General features: G+C 44.6%; 13 protein-coding genes, 8 tRNA genes, 2 riboswitches and 1 other annotated feature. Of the genes, 7 read left to right on the top strand and 14 right to left on the bottom strand.

Annotated features, from left to right (window positions below; all coding sequences use genetic code 11):
- Positions 1 to 156 precede the first annotated feature (156 nt).
- Positions 157 to 1,434, bottom strand: a complete 1,278-nt coding sequence (locus tag FC07_RS15390) for an LPXTG cell wall anchor domain-containing protein (RefSeq protein ID WP_057905949.1) — start codon at positions 1,432 to 1,434, stop codon at positions 157 to 159.
- 582 nt (positions 1,435 to 2,016) lie between these two features.
- Between FC07_RS15390 and FC07_RS15385 the strand changes: the two genes are divergently transcribed.
- The 7 genes from FC07_RS15385 to FC07_RS15355 all read left to right on the top strand — a co-directional run bounded on the left by FC07_RS15385 (position 2,017) and on the right by FC07_RS15355 (position 7,505).
- Positions 2,017 to 2,538, top strand: coding sequence for an acyl-CoA thioesterase (locus tag FC07_RS15385; protein ID WP_057905948.1), 522 nt, complete (start codon positions 2,017 to 2,019; stop codon positions 2,536 to 2,538).
- 45 nt (positions 2,539 to 2,583) lie between these two features.
- Positions 2,584 to 2,682: riboswitch (TPP riboswitch) on the top strand.
- A gap of 39 nt (positions 2,683 to 2,721) precedes the next feature.
- Entirely contained in the window at positions 2,722 to 3,231 is a 510-nt protein-coding gene (gene thiW / locus FC07_RS15380) for an energy coupling factor transporter S component ThiW (RefSeq protein WP_057905947.1), read from the top strand.
- 54 nt (positions 3,232 to 3,285) lie between these two features.
- The gene (locus tag FC07_RS15375) at positions 3,286 to 3,957 is read left to right on the top strand and encodes a DUF6198 family protein (RefSeq protein ID WP_476703324.1); all 672 of its coding nucleotides are present in this window, start codon (positions 3,286 to 3,288) and stop codon (positions 3,955 to 3,957) included.
- A 129-nt stretch (positions 3,958 to 4,086) separates the two neighbouring features.
- Positions 4,087 to 5,268, top strand: coding sequence for an MFS transporter (locus FC07_RS15370; RefSeq protein ID WP_057905946.1), 1,182 nt, complete (start codon positions 4,087 to 4,089; stop codon positions 5,266 to 5,268).
- A 193-nt stretch (positions 5,269 to 5,461) separates the two neighbouring features.
- Positions 5,462 to 6,121: a hypothetical protein gene (locus FC07_RS15365; RefSeq protein ID WP_057905945.1), complete on the top strand. Its 660-nt coding sequence runs from the start codon at positions 5,462 to 5,464 to the stop codon at positions 6,119 to 6,121.
- Between the two features lie 585 nt (positions 6,122 to 6,706).
- Positions 6,707 to 7,174, top strand: a complete 468-nt coding sequence (locus tag FC07_RS15360) for a class Ib ribonucleoside-diphosphate reductase assembly flavoprotein NrdI (protein ID WP_057905944.1) — start codon at positions 6,707 to 6,709, stop codon at positions 7,172 to 7,174.
- A 64-nt stretch (positions 7,175 to 7,238) separates the two neighbouring features.
- Positions 7,239 to 7,505, top strand: coding sequence for a LasU family protein (locus FC07_RS15355; protein ID WP_057905943.1), 267 nt, complete (start codon positions 7,239 to 7,241; stop codon positions 7,503 to 7,505).
- Positions 7,506 to 7,787: 282 nt separating this feature from the next.
- Here the strand turns inward: FC07_RS15355 and FC07_RS15350 are convergent.
- The 13 genes from FC07_RS15350 to FC07_RS15290 all read right to left on the bottom strand — a co-directional run bounded on the left by FC07_RS15350 (position 7,788) and on the right by FC07_RS15290 (position 17,918).
- Positions 7,788 to 7,871, bottom strand: a tRNA-Leu gene (locus FC07_RS15350).
- Between the two features lie 133 nt (positions 7,872 to 8,004).
- Complete coding sequence (locus FC07_RS15345) at positions 8,005 to 8,724, bottom strand: pseudouridine synthase (protein WP_057905942.1); 720 nt, start codon at positions 8,722 to 8,724, stop codon at positions 8,005 to 8,007.
- Positions 8,724 to 10,310 (bottom strand): putative polysaccharide biosynthesis protein, encoded by a 1,587-nt coding sequence (locus FC07_RS15340; protein ID WP_057905950.1) that lies wholly within the window; start codon positions 10,308 to 10,310, stop codon positions 8,724 to 8,726. Before FC07_RS15340 ends, FC07_RS15345 begins: the two co-directional genes overlap by 1 nt.
- A 526-nt stretch (positions 10,311 to 10,836) precedes the next feature.
- Positions 10,837 to 13,254: a leucine--tRNA ligase gene (gene leuS, locus FC07_RS15335; RefSeq protein WP_057905941.1), complete on the bottom strand. Its 2,418-nt coding sequence runs from the start codon at positions 13,252 to 13,254 to the stop codon at positions 10,837 to 10,839.
- Between the two features lie 77 nt (positions 13,255 to 13,331).
- Positions 13,332 to 13,532 (bottom strand) — a binding site (T-box leader).
- A 38-nt stretch (positions 13,533 to 13,570) separates the two neighbouring features.
- Positions 13,571 to 15,043: an MDR family MFS transporter gene (locus tag FC07_RS15330; RefSeq protein ID WP_057905940.1), complete on the bottom strand. Its 1,473-nt coding sequence runs from the start codon at positions 15,041 to 15,043 to the stop codon at positions 13,571 to 13,573.
- Between the two features lie 84 nt (positions 15,044 to 15,127).
- Positions 15,128 to 16,315, bottom strand: a complete 1,188-nt coding sequence (metK, locus tag FC07_RS15325) for a methionine adenosyltransferase (protein ID WP_057905939.1) — start codon at positions 16,313 to 16,315, stop codon at positions 15,128 to 15,130.
- A riboswitch (SMK box riboswitch) is annotated at positions 16,313 to 16,415 on the bottom strand. (Overlaps the previous gene by 3 nt.)
- 862 nt (positions 16,416 to 17,277) lie before the next feature.
- Positions 17,278 to 17,351, bottom strand: a tRNA-Asp gene (locus FC07_RS15320).
- A gap of 2 nt (positions 17,352 to 17,353) precedes the next feature.
- A tRNA-Met gene (locus FC07_RS15315) sits at positions 17,354 to 17,427 on the bottom strand.
- A 10-nt stretch (positions 17,428 to 17,437) separates the two neighbouring features.
- Positions 17,438 to 17,525, bottom strand: a tRNA-Ser gene (locus FC07_RS15310).
- Positions 17,526 to 17,566: 41 nt separating this feature from the next.
- A tRNA-Glu gene (locus tag FC07_RS15305) sits at positions 17,567 to 17,638 on the bottom strand.
- A 15-nt stretch (positions 17,639 to 17,653) separates the two neighbouring features.
- A tRNA-Ser gene (locus FC07_RS15300) sits at positions 17,654 to 17,741 on the bottom strand.
- A gap of 4 nt (positions 17,742 to 17,745) precedes the next feature.
- Positions 17,746 to 17,819, bottom strand: a tRNA-Ile gene (locus FC07_RS15295).
- Between the two features lie 28 nt (positions 17,820 to 17,847).
- Positions 17,848 to 17,918, bottom strand: a tRNA-Gly gene (locus FC07_RS15290).
- Positions 17,919 to 17,924: the final 6 nt, after the last annotated feature.

Below are 17,924 nucleotides of genomic sequence, written 5' to 3'. Positions count from 1 at the left end.
CCATGATTGCTTAATTCAAAATCTAAATTGTCTAACTTTTCTATTGCACTTCACACGCTTCAAGTGAGCAGGCATTTTTGATGAGTATAGACAAAAAAAACTAGGATCATCAGATCCTAGTTTTCTTCGCTTTAAACTTAAATTTTAAAATTAAGCTTAGAATTCACGCTTACGAGTACCAGCTAAGCCGAATAAGGCACCCATAACACTTAAGACACCTAAACCAGCAAGTGCAGCATTGTTCGCTTCACCAGTTTGTGGCAAGGTTGTTGCAGCAGCTTTAGTAGCAGCGGCAGTTGCGGTTGTTGTTGCAGCAGCTGGTGTTGTAGTTGCAGCCTTAGCAGCTAATTCTGAAGTCGCAGCAGTAGTTGTTGCTTGGGTACCAGTTGTGGCAACACCGTTAGTAGCTGTTGTTGCGTCTGCTTGAGTGTCAGTATCCTTAGCAGTTGTTGCATCAGTTGTTGTATCGCCTTTAGCACTATCTTTAGCTGCATTCTTAGCGTCTGCAGCGGCTTGTTCTGCTTTTGCTTTAGCAATTGCATCTTTAATGGCTTGTTCTTGTGCAGCCTTAGCAGCAGCATCTTTAGCAGCTTGCTTAGCATCAGCTTCAGCCTTCATTGAAGCAAGTGTTGACATATTTGGTGTATCCACAATTGTCTTGTGTGATGCATTCCATTCACCAGCAACACGTGCAGCATCAGAAGCTTGTGTTGATTTGTTAGGTGTATCTGCGATTGTAGGTGTCTTTAAATGTGGTGTACGATCACCTGAACCATAACTTGCATCAGTATTGCCCGGATGAAGTGTTGATGGTGTAGTCGTTACGTGCGTAGTGCGGTCGCCTGAACCATAACTTGCATCAGTATTGCCTTCATGCAAGGTTGATGGTGTAGTCGTTACATGTGTAGTACGGTCGCCTGAACCATAACTTGCATCAGCATTGCCTTCATGCAAGGTTGATGGTGTATCTGTGATATGTGTTGTGCGATCACCCTTGGCATACGTTGAATCCGCTTGACCACTCTTTGGCGCATAAGTGTGTGTAGTACGGTCGCCTGAACCATAACTTGCATCACTGTTACCTTCATGCAATGTAGTTGGTGTAGTTGTACCGTCGCTTGGTGTACGATCCGTATTTGCATAGTTCGCATCAGTTTCGTCTGCAATAGAAGTCTTTGTACTTGGCGTGCGGTCTGTGCTTGCATAACTTGCATCTGTTTCATCAGCAACAGAAGTTTTCGTATTTACTGTACGACTTGTTGTTGCATAATTTGCATCTGTTGTAGCAGCGTTAGCACCTGTATTCCCAAATGCTGCAGCAGTCCCCAATGTTAATAAAGCGGCACCTGCATAAAATGCCCCTTTGGTTGCTTTCGAATAAGCGTGTTTTGAAGCTTTTTCAACACGCTCTTGAGTTAAATCGGTTCTCTTCATAATGTGACTCCTCCTCAGTGTTTTGTAATAAGCCATCTCTCTTTTGCGTTGGACAAACGGACAAACTTATTAAGTAATGATATGTGATATAGACTAACCATAATTAGAATTTACCCCCACCGGTCTCTAATGTCAAGCACATTTTAAGTTGAATTTAAGCTCAAACAGCGTTGCATGCTGGTTTATACAACGTTTTCTTAAATATCTTTTCATTTTGGCCATATTTTTAAAATTAAACTCATAGAATTAGTTCGTGCTTTTAAGAAAGCGTTTTATTTGAGCTTATTTTTCAAAATAAGTATTGATTTGTCCCATAAAATGACATTTTAGCGCTTTGATCGCTACTTTTTAACCGATTTAAGATTAAAATAAAAAATAAAGTCCCATAATAACATTTTTATAAACCGTTTTCGTAAACGAAGCATGTCGAAATGCTTGTGCTTTTACTTGCAAAATGCACAAAAACCCGCAAAACAGTGGTCAATACCGGCGCTAGGTAAAATTTTCAGCGCGCTTGGCGCGACAACGTTTTCTTTGCTATGATAAGGTTACTTAAATTTAATGAATAAAGGAGACCCCTGTATGTCAGCTTTTAATTGTCAAGCCAGTTTGGTGATCACCAATCAACGGATCTTCACCCCCGATCTAAACGAGCACGGAACCGTGTTTGGTGGCAAGATTCTCAGCGTGGTGGACAACAGTTCTTCAGTTGCTGCTATGCGGCTTACCCGTCAAACCGTGGTCACCGCCACTTTGGATCACATTGCGTTTCGGCATCCCTTTACGCTTACGCAGTCCATGTGTGCCGAATCGTACATCACCGGTTTTGGAAAGCGGTCCCTTGAAGTGTTTACCAAAATTATTGGCGAAGACTTAACCACCAGTGAACGGTTTATTGGCTTTCACTGCTTTACCACTTTTGTCGTGCCTGACGCCCACTATGAAATTCCTTACAGCACGTTGGTCACCACTACTGATGAGCAGCGGGCTTTAAGCGCAGGTTATGCGCAACGCCAGTCCCAGCGCCGCACGGAACGTGAAGGCCAACAGGCACTGCTGCAAGCAATCGATGTCGACTTACCTTGGGATGCCAAGCAAGACTAGACAGACTTTAAGAAACACCGTATACTAAACTTAATTTTAAATGATAATCCACACTAGGGGTGCTTTTTTGCTGAGACGGTCTCGCCGAACCCTTTTAACCTGATCTAGTTAAGACTAGCGTAGGAAATGTGTCACTGAAACAGTCAATGACGCCCTCTAGTGCAATTTACTGGAGGGCTTTTTATGCGCCAAAATTTACGTAAACTTGTTTTAACTGCTTTATTAACGGCCATTGCCGTGGTGGGCGGGACTGTCTTTCAATTTCCCCTTGGCGCCGCACGGGTGGCACCAACACAACACTTGGTCAATGTGATCAGCGGGATCCTCGTTGGACCTTGGTACGCTTTGGCCCAAGCATTTATGACATCCTTGATCCGCAATTTACTGGGCACCGGGACGATTCTCGCCTTTCCTGGCAGTATGGTCGGCGCCTTATTAGTCGGCTTGACCTTTCAAAAAACCAAACGCTTATGGACCGCTGTTTTGGCTGAGTTAGTTGGTGATGGGATTTTAGGCGCTTTACTGGCCTTTCCGCTGGCCAGTTTATTCCTAGGGACAAAAGGTGCGTTATGGCTTTTCATTCCAGCCTTTTTGCCAAGCGTCTTTGTCGGGGTTGCCATTGCCTACGTGTTGCTGAAAGCCCTTTGGCCAGCTATCGTGCACTATGACCCAAGTCTCAGTCTGAAACATTAACGGCGTTTTGCGCTATAATGAGTGGCAACGACATTTTTAGGGAGACGATTGGGTGTGAAAAATACAGCAGCAGAACGTTGGATCGGGTTGATCAGTGGCTTACTTTTAAATGCTTGGGGCCAAGGGTTGTGTATTGTCGGGGCCATGGGCAGTGGCATTTGGACGGCCAGTGCCATTAATTTACACGCTTGGCAAGGCTGGCACATTGGGATGATTTTAACCGTCACCGGTTTTCTCAGTGCCTTGCTCAATCAATTTTTATTGCACCACCTTGACCTGCCCCGTTTCCTAGGCGAAATTTTATACGCGGTTTTCTACGGCTCGTTTGTCAGCCTGTTTAGTGACTTTTTTGCTTGGCTGGGTTTAGGCAGTTGGCCGGTGGTGGCGCGAGCCGTCCTGTCTTGCTTAGGTGTTGTCAGTTTTGGCATCGCCATTTCGCTATACCAGCGGGCCAATCTCATCATGCACCCTAACGATGACACCACGAATTTATTACGTTTCTACTATTTAAAAGGCAATGCCACATTATCACAACTGGTGGACTTTATCCCACCAATTGGCTTGATCTTCATCTCGTGGTACTTTAGTGGGCAAGTGCTAGGAATCAACATTGCCACGATTTTTTCGATTTTATTTAACGGTGTGATCATCGCTTGGGCAGACACCCACATTTGGCCCCATTTAAAACACAATTTTACAGTTCCAACGCAACAGCATGCCGCTTAAGCATGCTGTTTTTTAATGAATCCGTCTCCATTGCCAGCTAAAGTATTCAAAAAAAAATATCTGGTATGCTAAAATTTAATTAGATTGTTAGGCGCGTTACTAATTTATGAAAAGATTGTGAGGGTCACATTGAAAAACAAAACACCTTTGATTTTAAGCATTGTTTTAATTGCCATGAACTTACGTCTCCCGATTACCGCAATTCCCCCTTTACTCCCGGCCTTGGAGCATGCCACCGGTTTATCCAATGGCTCGGCTGGGTTATTGACCACGATTCCATTACTTGCCTTTGCCGGCGCATCACCAATCATTACCAAACTCGGCAACCGGTTTGGTAACGAACGGGTAATCACTGGCTTTTATGGCTTGCTTGTCATTGGTAGTTTGTTACGTAGCCAAGAAGGCTGGCCAATGTTGATCCTCGGTACGATTTTAATTGGGGTGGGCATCGACAGTGGGAACGTGCTATTGCCTGCAATTATTAAAGATCGCCTGCCTATGAAACCAGCGTTAGGGCTCAGTACTTATTTAACCGCCATGTTAGTGGTCAGTTCATTAGGGACTGGGGTCACTGGTTTTGTGGTGGCCAAAACTTCATTGCACACCACGTTATTCAGCTTGTTTTTGATTACTTTCCTCAGTCTTTTTGGGTGCCTACTGTTATGGCATACCAAGGCGACACCGCATCTGGTACGTAAACCAAACCGTGAATTAAAAGCTAGTTTACAATCGGTGTGGCGGACTAAATTGGGCTGGCTGATCACAGCCTTTTATGGCTTACAAGCCCTGATCTATTATTCATTGATCACCTGGCTACCGGCCATTTTAACCCATCAAGGTTATGACAATATTACGGCTAGTTTATTGGTCACAGTGCTGCAAGTCAGCTGCTTAGTGGTTTCCGTGATCACCCCATTATTAGCGACGAACAAACGCCGGATCCAAGTGGGATTATGGCTGATTTTAGTCGGCTTAGGCCCAACGGTGGTCAGCTTCCTACTCCCTAAACCACCGTTAGCGATCAGCATTTTGGTTGCTATCCTAATGGGCATCGGGGTCGGTCTGTCATGTAGCTTATCGATTTTATTCTTTGCCTTAAAAACCAAAACAGCGACTGAAACTGCCCAGATTTCCGGGATGGCGCAGTCCTTTGGCTACTTATTTGCCGCCTTTGGACCCGTTTGCTTCGGTTACCTCCACCAATTCACCCAGTCTTGGTTCACTGTGATCGCCTTACTGGTCCTGTTAACCATTGGCCAATGGGGTAGCGGTTGGTTCATTGAAAAACAAACTTATATTTTCGAGAAATAATGCTAACTGGCACTTAAATCAACTCGGTTTAAGTGTCAGTTTTTATTAGAATGGCGTTTAAATCCCCTCTCTCTAAGTAAAAGCGTCAGCACTGCTAGTGTTTCAGTTCCCTTGATCACCAAAATTTTCAAGCGTTAAATTTAATAAATTGTTATAATGTTATCGATTACACTACGGATCTGGGGGAATTTTAATGAAAAAAGGACTTTATTTTGGGTTATTGGTGCTGAGTGCTTTATCACTGGCCAGTTGTGGCCATCAAACATCCGCCGCTGACAAAGCGGCTAGTGCTAAGGCCGCTTCCAGCCGAACTGCTGCTTCGGAAGCCAGTGCTAGTTCTCAGGCAGCTTCCTTAAAATTAAAACGCGTGATCGCTTCTAGTGCTAAAAAGGAAGCCGAATCCGCATCGCGTGAGTCCATTGCAGCCGCCAGCAGTTCAAAAGCAGCCAGTGAAAGTGACGCACAGGCTGCGCTTGCCAAAGCACAATCTGAATCGGCTGAAGCAGCGTCAAAAACTGCCGACAGCAACGACTTGCCTGATTTACCAGAATCAGTGACCACGGGTACGCAAGTCACAAGTCTCGCACAAGCCGTCTCGCTGATTCAATCAAAACTGGGTACCGGCGATGCAGATAATCCCATCACTTGGACCACCATGACCGCTGGCAGTGATACCTTCGAAGGTGACGACGGCCAAGCCTATTACTGGATCCGCGGCATTCGTCAAACATCCCTGGCCGCTCAAAAGAAAGCTGGCGCAGGCTCAGCTGATGGCCTGGATTATTATGTTTACCAAAATGGGCTGATTCGGTCGCGTGACGCAGTGGAAGCCGACATGATGGCCGACGATTAAATGACTGCTATCGATTATCGATTCAACTTTCCGTAAAATACAACGGTAGGTCCCATGCACGTTAATTTGATCAACCCGCAAACCCAACAAGTCAAAAATGTGAAAGTTGGTTGCTCTTGAACCACTTTCTTTACCGTCGCTTTTCCGTGGCGATTGGAAATGGTTCTTTATTATGATTGTAGCTGAAATCATTTTCGCCTGACCGACTTTCGGATTTGGTGCAAGGATCATCGGCATTATTTTTTCATTTATTTATAACAAATTTTATATTAATACTTTGTCAACCGTCGGCTATCAACCGACAGATGCCGTGGCCCGCGCTGTTTTAAGTGGCCACGGCATGACGCAATAATGTGCTGGTCCATACAAGTTGTATGGGCTATTTTACTGTCAAAATATAAATAAAGTTATCCGATTACCCTCTATCTTGGAAAACTATTTTATTAAAAAAACGTCTTTCTGGTTCAACTTGCTGTTGTTCATGAGTAGATGATGTTAGAATAAATGTAAGCGCAACATTTTACAGCACAAAGAATAAATACTTTTCGCATTTGATTCATTTAATCTTTACTAGGAGGCTCCATTATGACAACACTTCGCATTCTCTACACATCAATTTCTGGCAACACAAAAGAATTTGTCGAATCTTTGCAGGCCTACGCTGCAAAAGAACATAAAATTGATACAGACTTACCTTTGATCGATTTAACGGAAATTTCGGATGTCACACCAGATCATGAAGAAACAACCCCTTACTTCGCCTTTGTCCCAACCTACCTTTCCAGTAGTAACGGCATTAAAAACGGTGATGACGAACTATTAACGGAAGCATTAGGTGAATACATTAGCTATAAGGACAACCGTAAATTCTGTCTTGGCGTCATCGGTTCCGGTGATCCGCTCTATGAGGACCAATACGTCTTAACCGCCCGCCAATATTCAGAGAAATTCGGCTTCCCAGTACTAGCTGATTACGAACAAGGCGGTAACGACAAAGACGTTGCTCGGATTTATTTAACCTTACGCTCCGCAGCAGAAAAACAATCCAAATAAACGCACCATCTGGCTAGGCTACTGATCACAGTTTCCTAGCTTTTTTTGAAGGCAGGCATCTGTGATGAAAAAATGGCTCATTGCGACACCAACCTTTATTTTGATGATTCTAACTTTAATCGGCACCTATTTCCACAACGATAATTTGCTAAGGTTCGGCGTTGCCGGCTTAGCTGGTTATTCGTTTTTGGCCATTTTCGTAACCGGCCTGACGCTTGCCTTCCAAGGGGTTGCTACATTGTCATGCGCAAATCGAATCTTGTTTGGTTATTTACTTACCGTACTTGTCCTGACACTAGGGATTTCGATTTACTTTGTGGTGCACAATTAAATTGGGACATCTATTTTGTTGGCAGCGCCTTTAGTATACATAACATAAATTATTTAAACTTGAATCAATTAGATAAGTCTTGCTAGTGTATCACTTTAAAAATGCGCCCCATTTGCGCCCCAGTTAATTATCTTGGGGATTGTGAAACATAATTCGGTACCCGCGAGGTACCAAATTTTTATTTTCTACCCTTTTCTAGCACAAACAAAAAAATAGGAGCCTCGTTAAACGTTGGTTTAACGGGATTCCTATTTTTTAATCACACTGTATTTCAAGCTAATATGCCGCTGGCAGGGGTCGAACCTGTACTCCCCGAAGGGAACAGCACCCTGAATGCTGCGCGTCTGCCAATTCCGCCACAGCGGCATTTTTTAACACTTGATTAGTTTAGCATACTATAAAAAGACTGGCAAGGGCGTTTTTGATTTTACCCACATCCCCACGTTTCCAAGCCGAAAAAAATAGTCAAACGCACGCAACGTTTGACTACCTTGGTTCACTAAACTTGCTGCAACGCCCGAATTTCCTCAGCCGTTAGCGCCCGATACTGCCCGACTGGCAATTTGACAGGTAGTGTTAACGTGCCCATGCTGAGCCGTTGCAAGTGCAAAACGGTTTTACCCACAGCTCGAAATAGCCGTTTCACTTCATGATATTGTCCTTCATGTAGTTGCACTTGAATAATGGAACGTTTTTGGATTGCATCGACGCTTAAAATCTTTAACGTTGCTGGCTGAAATACAGTCCCATGTTGCGTGGTAATCCCAGCAGCAAAGCGTGTTTGATCTTCCGCTGTGACAATGCCGTCAATTTCGGCCTGATACCATTTAGCCACATGTGACTTGGGACTTAATAAGCGGTGTGCCAGCGGACCGTCATTGGTTAACAACAATAACCCAGTAGTATCTTTGTCTAAGCGGCCAACCGGGGCTAAATCCGTGCGTTGATCAGCGACCGCAATCAAATCCAGTACCGTACGCTGCTTCGCATCCTCAGTGGCTGTGATCACACCTTGCGGCTTATTCAGCATAAAATACACCAACGGCTGATAGGTTAAAACCTTACCTGCTAGCCTGATCTCATCCTGTTCAGGATCCACTTGTTGTTTGGTAGTTTTCACCACCACTTGATTGACTTGTAATTGTTTATTTTTCACCCACTGCCGGGCATCTTTACGACTGCCAAAGCCACCGGTGGTAATCAATTTATCGATTCGCATTATTTAATGTGCAAGCGGCGACGTAAGCCAGCCACTCGCCCTCCTAAAACGGCATCGGCTAACCGCGTCCGTAAGACTAAGTAGCCGTAGATCGCACCGCCAATCCCAGCGACAATGATCAAGCCGATCATACTTTGAATGTGACTCATTGGGTTTAAGACCATGAAAACGCCATGTTCTAACACGGCACAAACGCCATACATAATCAATGTAAAGAATAAAATCAAACCGATTCGACGTAACAATTCACTGGCTTTTAAATGGAACATTTGATTCAATGAGCGCATCATTAAGGTACACGTTACGGCCAAGCCAATGGCAGTGGCCACTAATGGACCAAATACCTTAAAAGTGGCGATCATTGGATATTGTAAAATCAATTTTACGATCAACCCGACCACGAAATACGCGATTGCCATCCGGTTTTGATAAAGGCCTTGCAAAACAGCGGCCAAAACAGTGAAGAAGCCTAAGGCAACTGACACATAAGACGAGAACTCTAAAATCAAAGTCCCGCTAAAATTGTAACCATAAAAAATGGTGTACAGTGGTTTGGCCACCACCGCCATCCCAATAGCAGCTGGAATCATGATAAAGAAGAACAGCTCGATCGTATTATCGATTTGATCCCGCAATGTTTTATCTTCACCTCGCGTATAAGCTTCAGATAGTAGCGGAATCGATGTCACAGCCATAGAACTAGCCAACGAAACGGTAATCATGATCAACTTGTTGGCACTAAACGCAAATAACTGGAACAATTCATAATGACTGGCGGATGAACCACCTACGAAGCGGCCGATCCATCGAATAAAGGTATACTGATCGACCCATTGAAAAATGGTGACCCCAGCATCCAAAATAATAAATGGAATCGCCTGACGAATCATTTCCCACAGCATTTGGCGTGTAGACTGATGGAGCTCATCATTGCTATTTTCATACAAGGTATGCCATTGACGATGTTTGCGCATGTAGTACCATGCCAACGTTAACAAGCTGGCAATGGCCCCAATAAAGGCCGCAAAAGTGGACTGTGTCACGGCATCCACATAATTACCATGGCCAATCTGCATGATCCAGTAGGTCATGGCTAACATGTAAATGATCCGTGCTAACTGCTCCAAAAACTGTGAAATCGCTGACGGCATCATGTCCGCATAGCCTTGGAAAAAGCCACGGAATAGGCTCATAACAGGAATGACTAATAATGGCCACGATAACGAGCGAATGACAGGAACCGCCGCCGGATTACCCGTTGACAGTGCTGGCGCTAAAACATACAAAATACCGGCGGATAGCACACCCATCACGGCCATTAACGACAGTCCGCTACGGAACAAGCGGCGGCCCATATTATACTCATTCATGGCATTATAATGGGCCACTTGTTTCGCCACCGCCCCAGGGATCCCGGCCGTGGACACGATCAGAAATAAGCTATAAATATTATACCCAATGGCAAACAGCGCATTGGCCTGCCCTGAATGGTTGCCAAACCAAGCCACCCACGGAATAACGTAAATCGCCCCAAGAATCCGTGACATAATACTGCCAGCCGTCATCCAAGCAGAGCCTTTTAACATTTTCTCCTTGGCACTGGGCTCAGTGGGCGCCTCATTGGCCGTTGATTCAGGCGCTGGCGCTGCGGGGATCACTGGCGGCACAACGGTGGTTTCAGGTGCTGGTGATTGAAAATTAAATGGAAAATGCTGGACAGGCTGTGTGCTGCTGGCATGAATCGGAATCGTCGTCGGCTGCTCAGATTTAGGTGTTGCTGGTGTTGCCGCCGCTGATTGCGGTGCCTGGCTGTTAGCCGGCGCTGTCGGTTCTTGTCGCATTTGCCGGCGTGTTCGCCTTGATTGTTCACTCATGCTTCTACCTCATTTACTAATTTCAACATTAAAAAACCTAACCTTCATATCATAAAGGATTTTCAGAAATAATGAAAGACTAAGCCTTATTATAGTGTGCTTCCACCTGTCACAGCGCTATTTCTTAAGAATTTAAAAAAATATTAGAATCTGGTTTTGATTGGCCAACACACCTTGTTTACGTTTCATACCAAAACAAAAAGAACCTGCCAAAATGACAGATTCTTCTCGGTTAAACTTATTTCGCCACAATGTTCACGATTTTACCAGGCACCACGATGACTTTACGTACCGTTTTGCCGGCTGTGGCTTGTTGAACTTTTTCTTCGGCTAAAGCCGCTTTTTCCAGGTCTGCTTTAGAAGCGTCCTTGCTAGCCGCTAATTTAGCCTTTAATTTCCCGTTAACTTGTACCACGATCTCAACCGTGTCTTCGACTAATGCTGCCGGATCAAAGGTTGGCCAAGTGGCGTACGTGATCGTATCGTCATGACCTAACTTTTGCCAGATTTCTTCAGTCATATGTGGGGCAATTGGGTTTAATAACTTGATAAAGCCTTCCACGTATTCCAATGGTAAAATATCCACTTTATAAGCTTCATTTACAAAGACCATTAATTGCGAAATTGCCGTGTTGTAATGCATATGGTCAAAGTCTTCTGTTACTTTTTTCACAGTTTGATTGTAAATCTTAGTTAAGGCATCGTCTGGCATCGTTGTCACGCGATCACGCAATTCATCCTCATCGTCAATGAACAAGCGCCAAACACGGTCTAAGAACTTCCGTGAACCATTTAAGCCATCATCGCTCCAAGCAATCGAAGCGTCCAATGGGCCCATGAACATTTCGTATAAGCGTAAGGTATCAGCACCATATTGGTTCACAATATCGTCTGGGTTGATCACGTTCCCTTTTGACTTCGACATCTTTTCATGATTATTGCCTAAAATCATCCCTTGGTTATATAACTTTTGGAATGGTTCTGGCGTTGGTACTACACCGATGTCGTACAAGAACTTGTGCCAGAAACGGGCGTATAACAAGTGTAAGACCGCATGTTCTGCGCCACCAACGTATAAATCAACAGGCATCCAGCGTTTTAATTTCTCAGGATCCGCCAATTGTTCCTTGTTATGTGGGTCAATGTAACGTAAGAAGTACCATGAACTCCCTGCCCATTGTGGCATGGTGTTGGTTTCACGCTTCCCTTTACGGCCGTTTTCATCCACAACGTTGACCCAATCATCAACGTTAGCCAATGGGCTTTCAGTGCTCCCAGAAGGCTTGACATCGTCCGTCTTTGGCAAGATCAATGGTAATTGATCTTCAGGGACAAGGGTTGTTTCGCCATCTTCCCAATGGATCACTGGAATTGGTTCGCCCCAATAACGTTGCCGTGAGAAGATCCAGTCCCGCAAGCGATAATTCACTTTGCGTTTCCCAATCCCCTTTTCTTCTAACCAGTCTAACGCCTTCGCAATTGCATCAGCCTTATTCAAACCATTTAAGAAGTCAGAGTTAATATGCGTGCCATCTTCGGTGAACGCTGCTTCATCAACGTTACCGCCTTCGATCACTGGCTTGATCGGCAGGTCAAACTTCTTGGCAAATTCATAGTCTCGGTCATCATGCGCTGGTACAGCCATGATGGCACCTGTCCCATAAGAAGCTAACACATAATCAGCAATCCAAATTGGAATTTGTTCCCCATTCATTGGATTGATGGCATAGCTTCCGGTAAAGGCCCCTGTTTTCGTTTTAGCCAAGTCAGTCCGTTCCAAATCACTCTTCTTGGAAACAGCTTCTTGATAGGCCTTGACGGCAGCCGCTTGTTCAGGTGTCGTTAACTCAGCCACCAACTGATGTTCTGGTGCCAACACCATGTAAGAAGCGCCAAATAACGTATCAGGTCGGGTGGTGTAAACTTCGATCTGTTTGTCAGAATCGGCCACTTTAAAGTTCACACTAGCCCCTTCTGAACGCCCGATCCAATTCCGTTGCATTTCCTTAATGCTTTCAGGCCAATCCACTAAGTCTAAGTCTTTTAACAACCGGTCAGCATAAGCGGTGATCTTCAGCATCCATTGGCGCATTGGCACCCGATAAACTGGGAAGCCGCCACGTTCCGTTTTACCGTCGATGACTTCTTCGTTGGCCACAACCGTGCCGCCTAACAAGTCAGGTGCCCAGTTGACTAAGACTTCTGATTCATAAGCTAAACCACGTTTATACATTTGTTCGAAGATCCATTGGGTCCACTTATAATAGTTTGGATCCGTGGTGTTGACCTCACGTCCCCAATCATAGGAAAAACCTAATGAATTGATCTGCTTGCGGAAGGTTTCAATATTCTTTTTCGTAAAGCTTGCAGGACTGTGCCCAGTATTTAAGGCATATTGTTCAGCAGGCAACCCAAACGCATCCCACCCCATTGGATGTAACACATTAAAGCCTTGCATCCGCTTCATCCGGGCCATAATATCCGTTGCCGTGTAGCCTTCTGGATGGCCAACATGCAGGCCTTTACCGGATGGATATGGGAACATATCTAAGGCGTAATAATTTTTCTTTTCTGGATCTTCAGTGGTCTTAAACGTATTATGCTGCAACCAATAATGATTCCATTTACGTTCAACGACTTTGTGATTATAGCTCATGGTGAGTAACTCCCTTTCTAGTTTAATAAGCGCTATTGCGTCAAAAAGTGCAAAAAAGCCCCACAGGAACTTGATTCCTGTAGGGCGAATTACCGTGGTACCACCTACATTTCGTGCGAACACACGACACTTTGGTCTTAACGCGACTGACGTTCTAATCTACTCGATTCAACCAGACACTCACAGGCGAGTTCAAGGCATGTGGTTACGAATTTGCAGCTCCCATTCGCTTTCTAAAAGCCCCACGACACTCTACTATTCCCGTTCATAGCTTCTTATTATTTGTGTTCAATCATACCAAAAAGAAATTGCTCTTTCAAGGCGCCACCGGCATTTTCGTATTTTTCCGACCAAACCATTCATTTAATAAGCAAGCCACAATGATCAACATAAATGACCCGATATAAATTTGGTGTAGGCCTTGGTATAAGATCTGCCGCAATGGCTTTAATAACTGTTGGGGTAACTGTGCTGCGGTTTGCGGATTCACCAACTGATTGACCATTTGACTGGTTAATCCTTGCTGGTGCTGCAAGCCATGGGCAATTTGAACGTTAAATAAAATCCCATAAACGGAGACCATTAACGTTTGGCCTAACGTCCGACACAGTGTGTTAAACGAAGTGGCCATGCCAACTTGGGCCGGTGCCACTGTATTTTGCGCCACCACGGTGGTTGTAGTGATCGACATGCCAAACCCTAATCCTAAGAAACCGGCGACTAATAAAAATTTGTAAAACGCGGCTGTACTCGGAATCAGCAATAATAGGCCGCAACCGATCAGTAAAATTGCTAAACTGCCTCGTAAAATCTGATTAGGGGCATACTTCACTAACAACCGACCGGCGATAAAAGACGCCACCACCCACATTAATGAACTAGGCGTTACTGCAAAACCACCCATCGATGCTGGCAAGCCTAAAATACCCTGCATCCACATTGGCATATAAACTTCAAACCCCATTAAAAAACCACTGACTAATGCGGCTACTAAATTTTGAGCATTAAATGTCGCATTTTGGAAAAGCGACAAATCGATGATTGGATCATCAATCCGACGTTCTGTCCGTAAAAATAACGCAAAACACAGCCCCGCGCCGATCACAAACGCAAACAGTGACCAAGCTAAGCCTTGTTCCAATCGCTGAAAGGTGTACATGACTAACAACAAGGTCAACATTAACCAAAAACTCCCTTGATAATCGACCCGCTGCTTGCCGCTGCGTTTCGGCTCTTGTAAATAATGCTGGACCAACCCAATCGTCAACAAGCCAATGGGGACGTTAATGAAGAAAATCCAATGCCAGCTTAACCGTTCGACAATAAAGCCCCCTAACAACGGCGCCACTACGGATGCGATTCCCCAAGCTGAACCATTAAATCCCAGCACCTTGGCACGCTTCTCAAAGGGATAAATATCCGCAATAATCGTAAATGTCACTGGCATGATCGCACCGGCACCAATACCTTGCAAGGCCCGACACAGGATCAACACCACCATACTGTTGGCAAATCCACATAACGCTGAGCCGATGATAAAAATCAACAAGCCAATGATCAAAATTGGTTTACGGCCAATTTGATCTGAAAGTTTGCCATAAATTGGCGTTAACATCGCATTAGTCAGTAAATAAATGGAAAACACCCAATTCATTAAATTCAATCCCCGTAGTTCCCCGACAATAGTGGGCATCGCCGTTGACACAATGGTTCCTTCGATTGCGGTCATAAAGGTTGCGATAAAAATTGCCACCGTTACCACCTTAACATTCGTCTGTTTTTGTTTCATAAAATCCCCTTTCTGGCACCCTTATCCATTCTGGCGCAAAAAAAGGCCCTTACCGTTACACACGCGGTAAGGGCCACAACTCGCTTAGCCTAAAATTGCTTTTAAGGCATCCACTTTATCTAATTTTTCCCAAGGCAAATCGATATCTGTCCGGCCAAAATGACCATAGGCAGCGGTTTGCTTGTAAATTGGTCGTTGTAAATCTAACATTTGAATAATACCCGCTGGCCGCAAATCAAACGTCTGCCGAACGGCTGCAACGATTTTGCTTTCAGCAACGGTATTCGTGCCTTGTGTATCAATGGAAACAGAAACCGGTTGGGCAACCCCAATGGCATACGCCAGTTGAATTTCACAACGTTGGGCATAACCCGCCGCAACGATATTTTTTGCAATGTAACGCGCGGCATAACTTGCAGAACGATCAACCTTCGTGGCATCCTTCCCGGAGAAGCAACCACCACCATGCTTGGCATAGCCGCCATAAGTATCCACAATGATCTTTCGACCGGTTAAACCAGCATCCCCTTGTGGGCCACCAATAACAAAACGGCCAGTTGGATTGACAAAAAACTTGGTTTGATCATCTAATAATTCAGCTGGGATCACAGGTTTAATGACCTTTTCGATCATATCCGTGCGAATCTGATCTAAACCTGTTTCAGCGGCGTGTTGCGTACTGATCACCACCGTGTCCACACGTTCTGGCTTCCCATTATCATCATACTCAACGGTTACTTGTGATTTGGCATCTGGACCTAAATAAGCCAATACCCCATCTTTACGAATCTTGGCGATCTGACGCATTAAGCGATGTGCTAATGAAATCGGTAATGGCATGAGTTCTGGTGTTTCATCAATTGCAAAACCGAACATCATCCCTTGATCCCCTGCACCGATCTTGTCCAATGGATCCTCATCAGATTCACGAGCTTCTAAGGAATCATCGACCCCTTGTGCAATATCAGGTGATTGCTCATCTAGTGCGACGATCACTGCACAGTTATCGCCATCAAAACCATATTTGCCATCAGTATAACCGATGCCCTTAATGGTTTCACGAACGGTCTTTTGAATATCAACATAAGCACTGGTTGAAATTTCGCCGACAACTAAAACAAGTCCAGTTGTAACGGTGGTCTCACAAGCGACCCGTGCTTTTGGATCTTGAGCCAACATTGCATCTAAAATCGCATCACTAATTTGATCTGCAATTTTATCTGGATGACCCTCAGAAACTGATTCTGACGTAAACAAATGTCTTTCACGCATTTTTAATATTCCCCCTAAAGTTTGCAAAATTGCTTTTAACGGTTACAAGGCATATCCACACATAAATGTGAATCCTTTCGGGAATCTGCTTATAAACCAATATTAAGTCTATCACAATCAGTGGCAAGGCAACAGTTTAATTTCGACATTCATCATCGTTAATCGCTTTCATCCTCATTTCATTACCTGCCAGTACATGCAAAAATACAGACGAAACGGCATTTTAATCAAAATGACCCTTTGTAAATCGCGATTGTAGCAGCTTGTAACGGTATTGCCTGCATCACATATTTCAATTGCCAGCGTTTTTAAAATCAGCTCCTAAAGCCTTTAATTCTTAAAAATTAAAGCACAAGATCACCATCAACTGCAAAACCTTATCAATTAATCAGCATGAACTACGCCCTAAAAGTTCGTATTGTAGCGCCTAAAATTGCATTACTCATTTCATCTGGATAGCCCTTAGAAAGGGATTCATTGATGATGGCATAGCACAACATCATAACAATCAAAGGTCAGTCTTCTAAATCCATCACCTGTGATACCGAAGCCAAAAATGCGATGTCATGCACGTTTATGAAGCGCAAGTGTAAATAGTGCTTGTGCCGCCCCTGGTCTAACATTCAAGCCGCTTACGATGTTTATCAAGGCTTATTAGAAGCACTTCAGAATCACGACAAACTTGCATTTACGAAACAGTTACGCTAATATCGACCGCTTTATCACAAACTGGACACGACCATCAAGACCTTTAAGTTTTAAATGCGGTCACTTCACCTTACTCAAACGGTTACTTAGAAGGTGTCATTGACCGGATCAGGCTACAACTTGTCTGGTTACGAACAGCTTGATATAGAAAAAACACCTAGACCGATTAAGATCTAGATGCTTTCAAAATTAATTATCAACTCTACTTGACGAAGAGCCACAAAAAAAAGCCGATCAGCAATCGACTTTGTGAGCGGTCCCAACGGGACTCGAACCCGTGATCTCCTGCGTGACAGGCAGGCGTCCTAACCAACTAGACCATGGAACCAATTGCGGGAGCAGGATTTGAACCTACGACCTTCGGGTTATGAGCCCGACGAGCTACCAGACTGCTCCATCCCGCGATAACAAAAAAGGAGGATGAGAGATTCGAACTCTCGCGCGGTGTTACCCGCCTGACGGTTTTCAAGACCGTTCCCTTCAGCCACTTGGGTAATCCTCCATAGTGCCATCACATTTAAAGCTATTAAATTAGTGGCATAGTGACCCGTACGGGATTTGAACCCATGTTACCGCCGTGAAAGGGCGGTGTCTTAACCACTTGACCAACGGGTCATAATAATAAAAAAACGGAGAAGGAGAGATTCGAACTCTCGCGCGGAATTACCCGCCTACACCCTTAGCAGGGGCGCCTCTTCAGCCACTTGAGTACTTCCCCAAAATGGGCCTAAATGGACTTGAACCATCGACCTCACGCTTATCAGGCGTGCGCTCTAACCAGCTGAGCTATAGGCCCATTATACTACATAAAGCTTGTGTTGCCAAGCGGGTGACGAGAATCGGACTCGCGACAGCAGCTTGGAAGGCTGCGGTTTTACCACTAAACTACACCCGCAAAAAC

The organism is Loigolactobacillus bifermentans DSM 20003 (genome assembly GCF_001434575.1).
Classification (GTDB): domain Bacteria; phylum Bacillota; class Bacilli; order Lactobacillales; family Lactobacillaceae; genus Loigolactobacillus; species Loigolactobacillus bifermentans.
Note: the sequence above shows the minus strand (reverse complement) of the source record. Positions and strands in the feature narration are given on the sequence as shown.

Bases quoted from the DNA above. Each gene is read 5' to 3' on its own strand.
- FC07_RS15390 (WP_057905949.1), bottom strand. From the start codon at position 1,434: ATGAAGAGAACCGATTTAACTCAAGAGCGTGTTGAAAAAGCTTCAAAA.
- FC07_RS15385 (WP_057905948.1), top strand. From the start codon at position 2,017: ATGTCAGCTTTTAATTGTCAAGCCAGTTTGGTGATCACCAATCAACGG.
- thiW (WP_057905947.1), top strand. From the start codon at position 2,722: ATGCGCCAAAATTTACGTAAACTTGTTTTAACTGCTTTATTAACGGCC.
- FC07_RS15365 (WP_057905945.1), top strand. From the start codon at position 5,462: ATGAAAAAAGGACTTTATTTTGGGTTATTGGTGCTGAGTGCTTTATCA.
- FC07_RS15360 (WP_057905944.1), top strand. From the start codon at position 6,707: ATGACAACACTTCGCATTCTCTACACATCAATTTCTGGCAACACAAAA.
- FC07_RS15355 (WP_057905943.1), top strand. From the start codon at position 7,239: ATGAAAAAATGGCTCATTGCGACACCAACCTTTATTTTGATGATTCTA.
- FC07_RS15345 (WP_057905942.1), bottom strand. From the start codon at position 8,724: ATGCGAATCGATAAATTGATTACCACCGGTGGCTTTGGCAGTCGTAAA.
- FC07_RS15340 (WP_057905950.1), bottom strand. From the start codon at position 10,310: ATGTTAAAAGGCTCTGCTTGGATGACGGCTGGCAGTATTATGTCACGG.
- leuS (WP_057905941.1), bottom strand. From the start codon at position 13,254: ATGAGCTATAATCACAAAGTCGTTGAACGTAAATGGAATCATTATTGG.
- FC07_RS15330 (WP_057905940.1), bottom strand. From the start codon at position 15,043: ATGAAACAAAAACAGACGAATGTTAAGGTGGTAACGGTGGCAATTTTT.
- metK (WP_057905939.1), bottom strand. From the start codon at position 16,315: ATGCGTGAAAGACATTTGTTTACGTCAGAATCAGTTTCTGAGGGTCAT.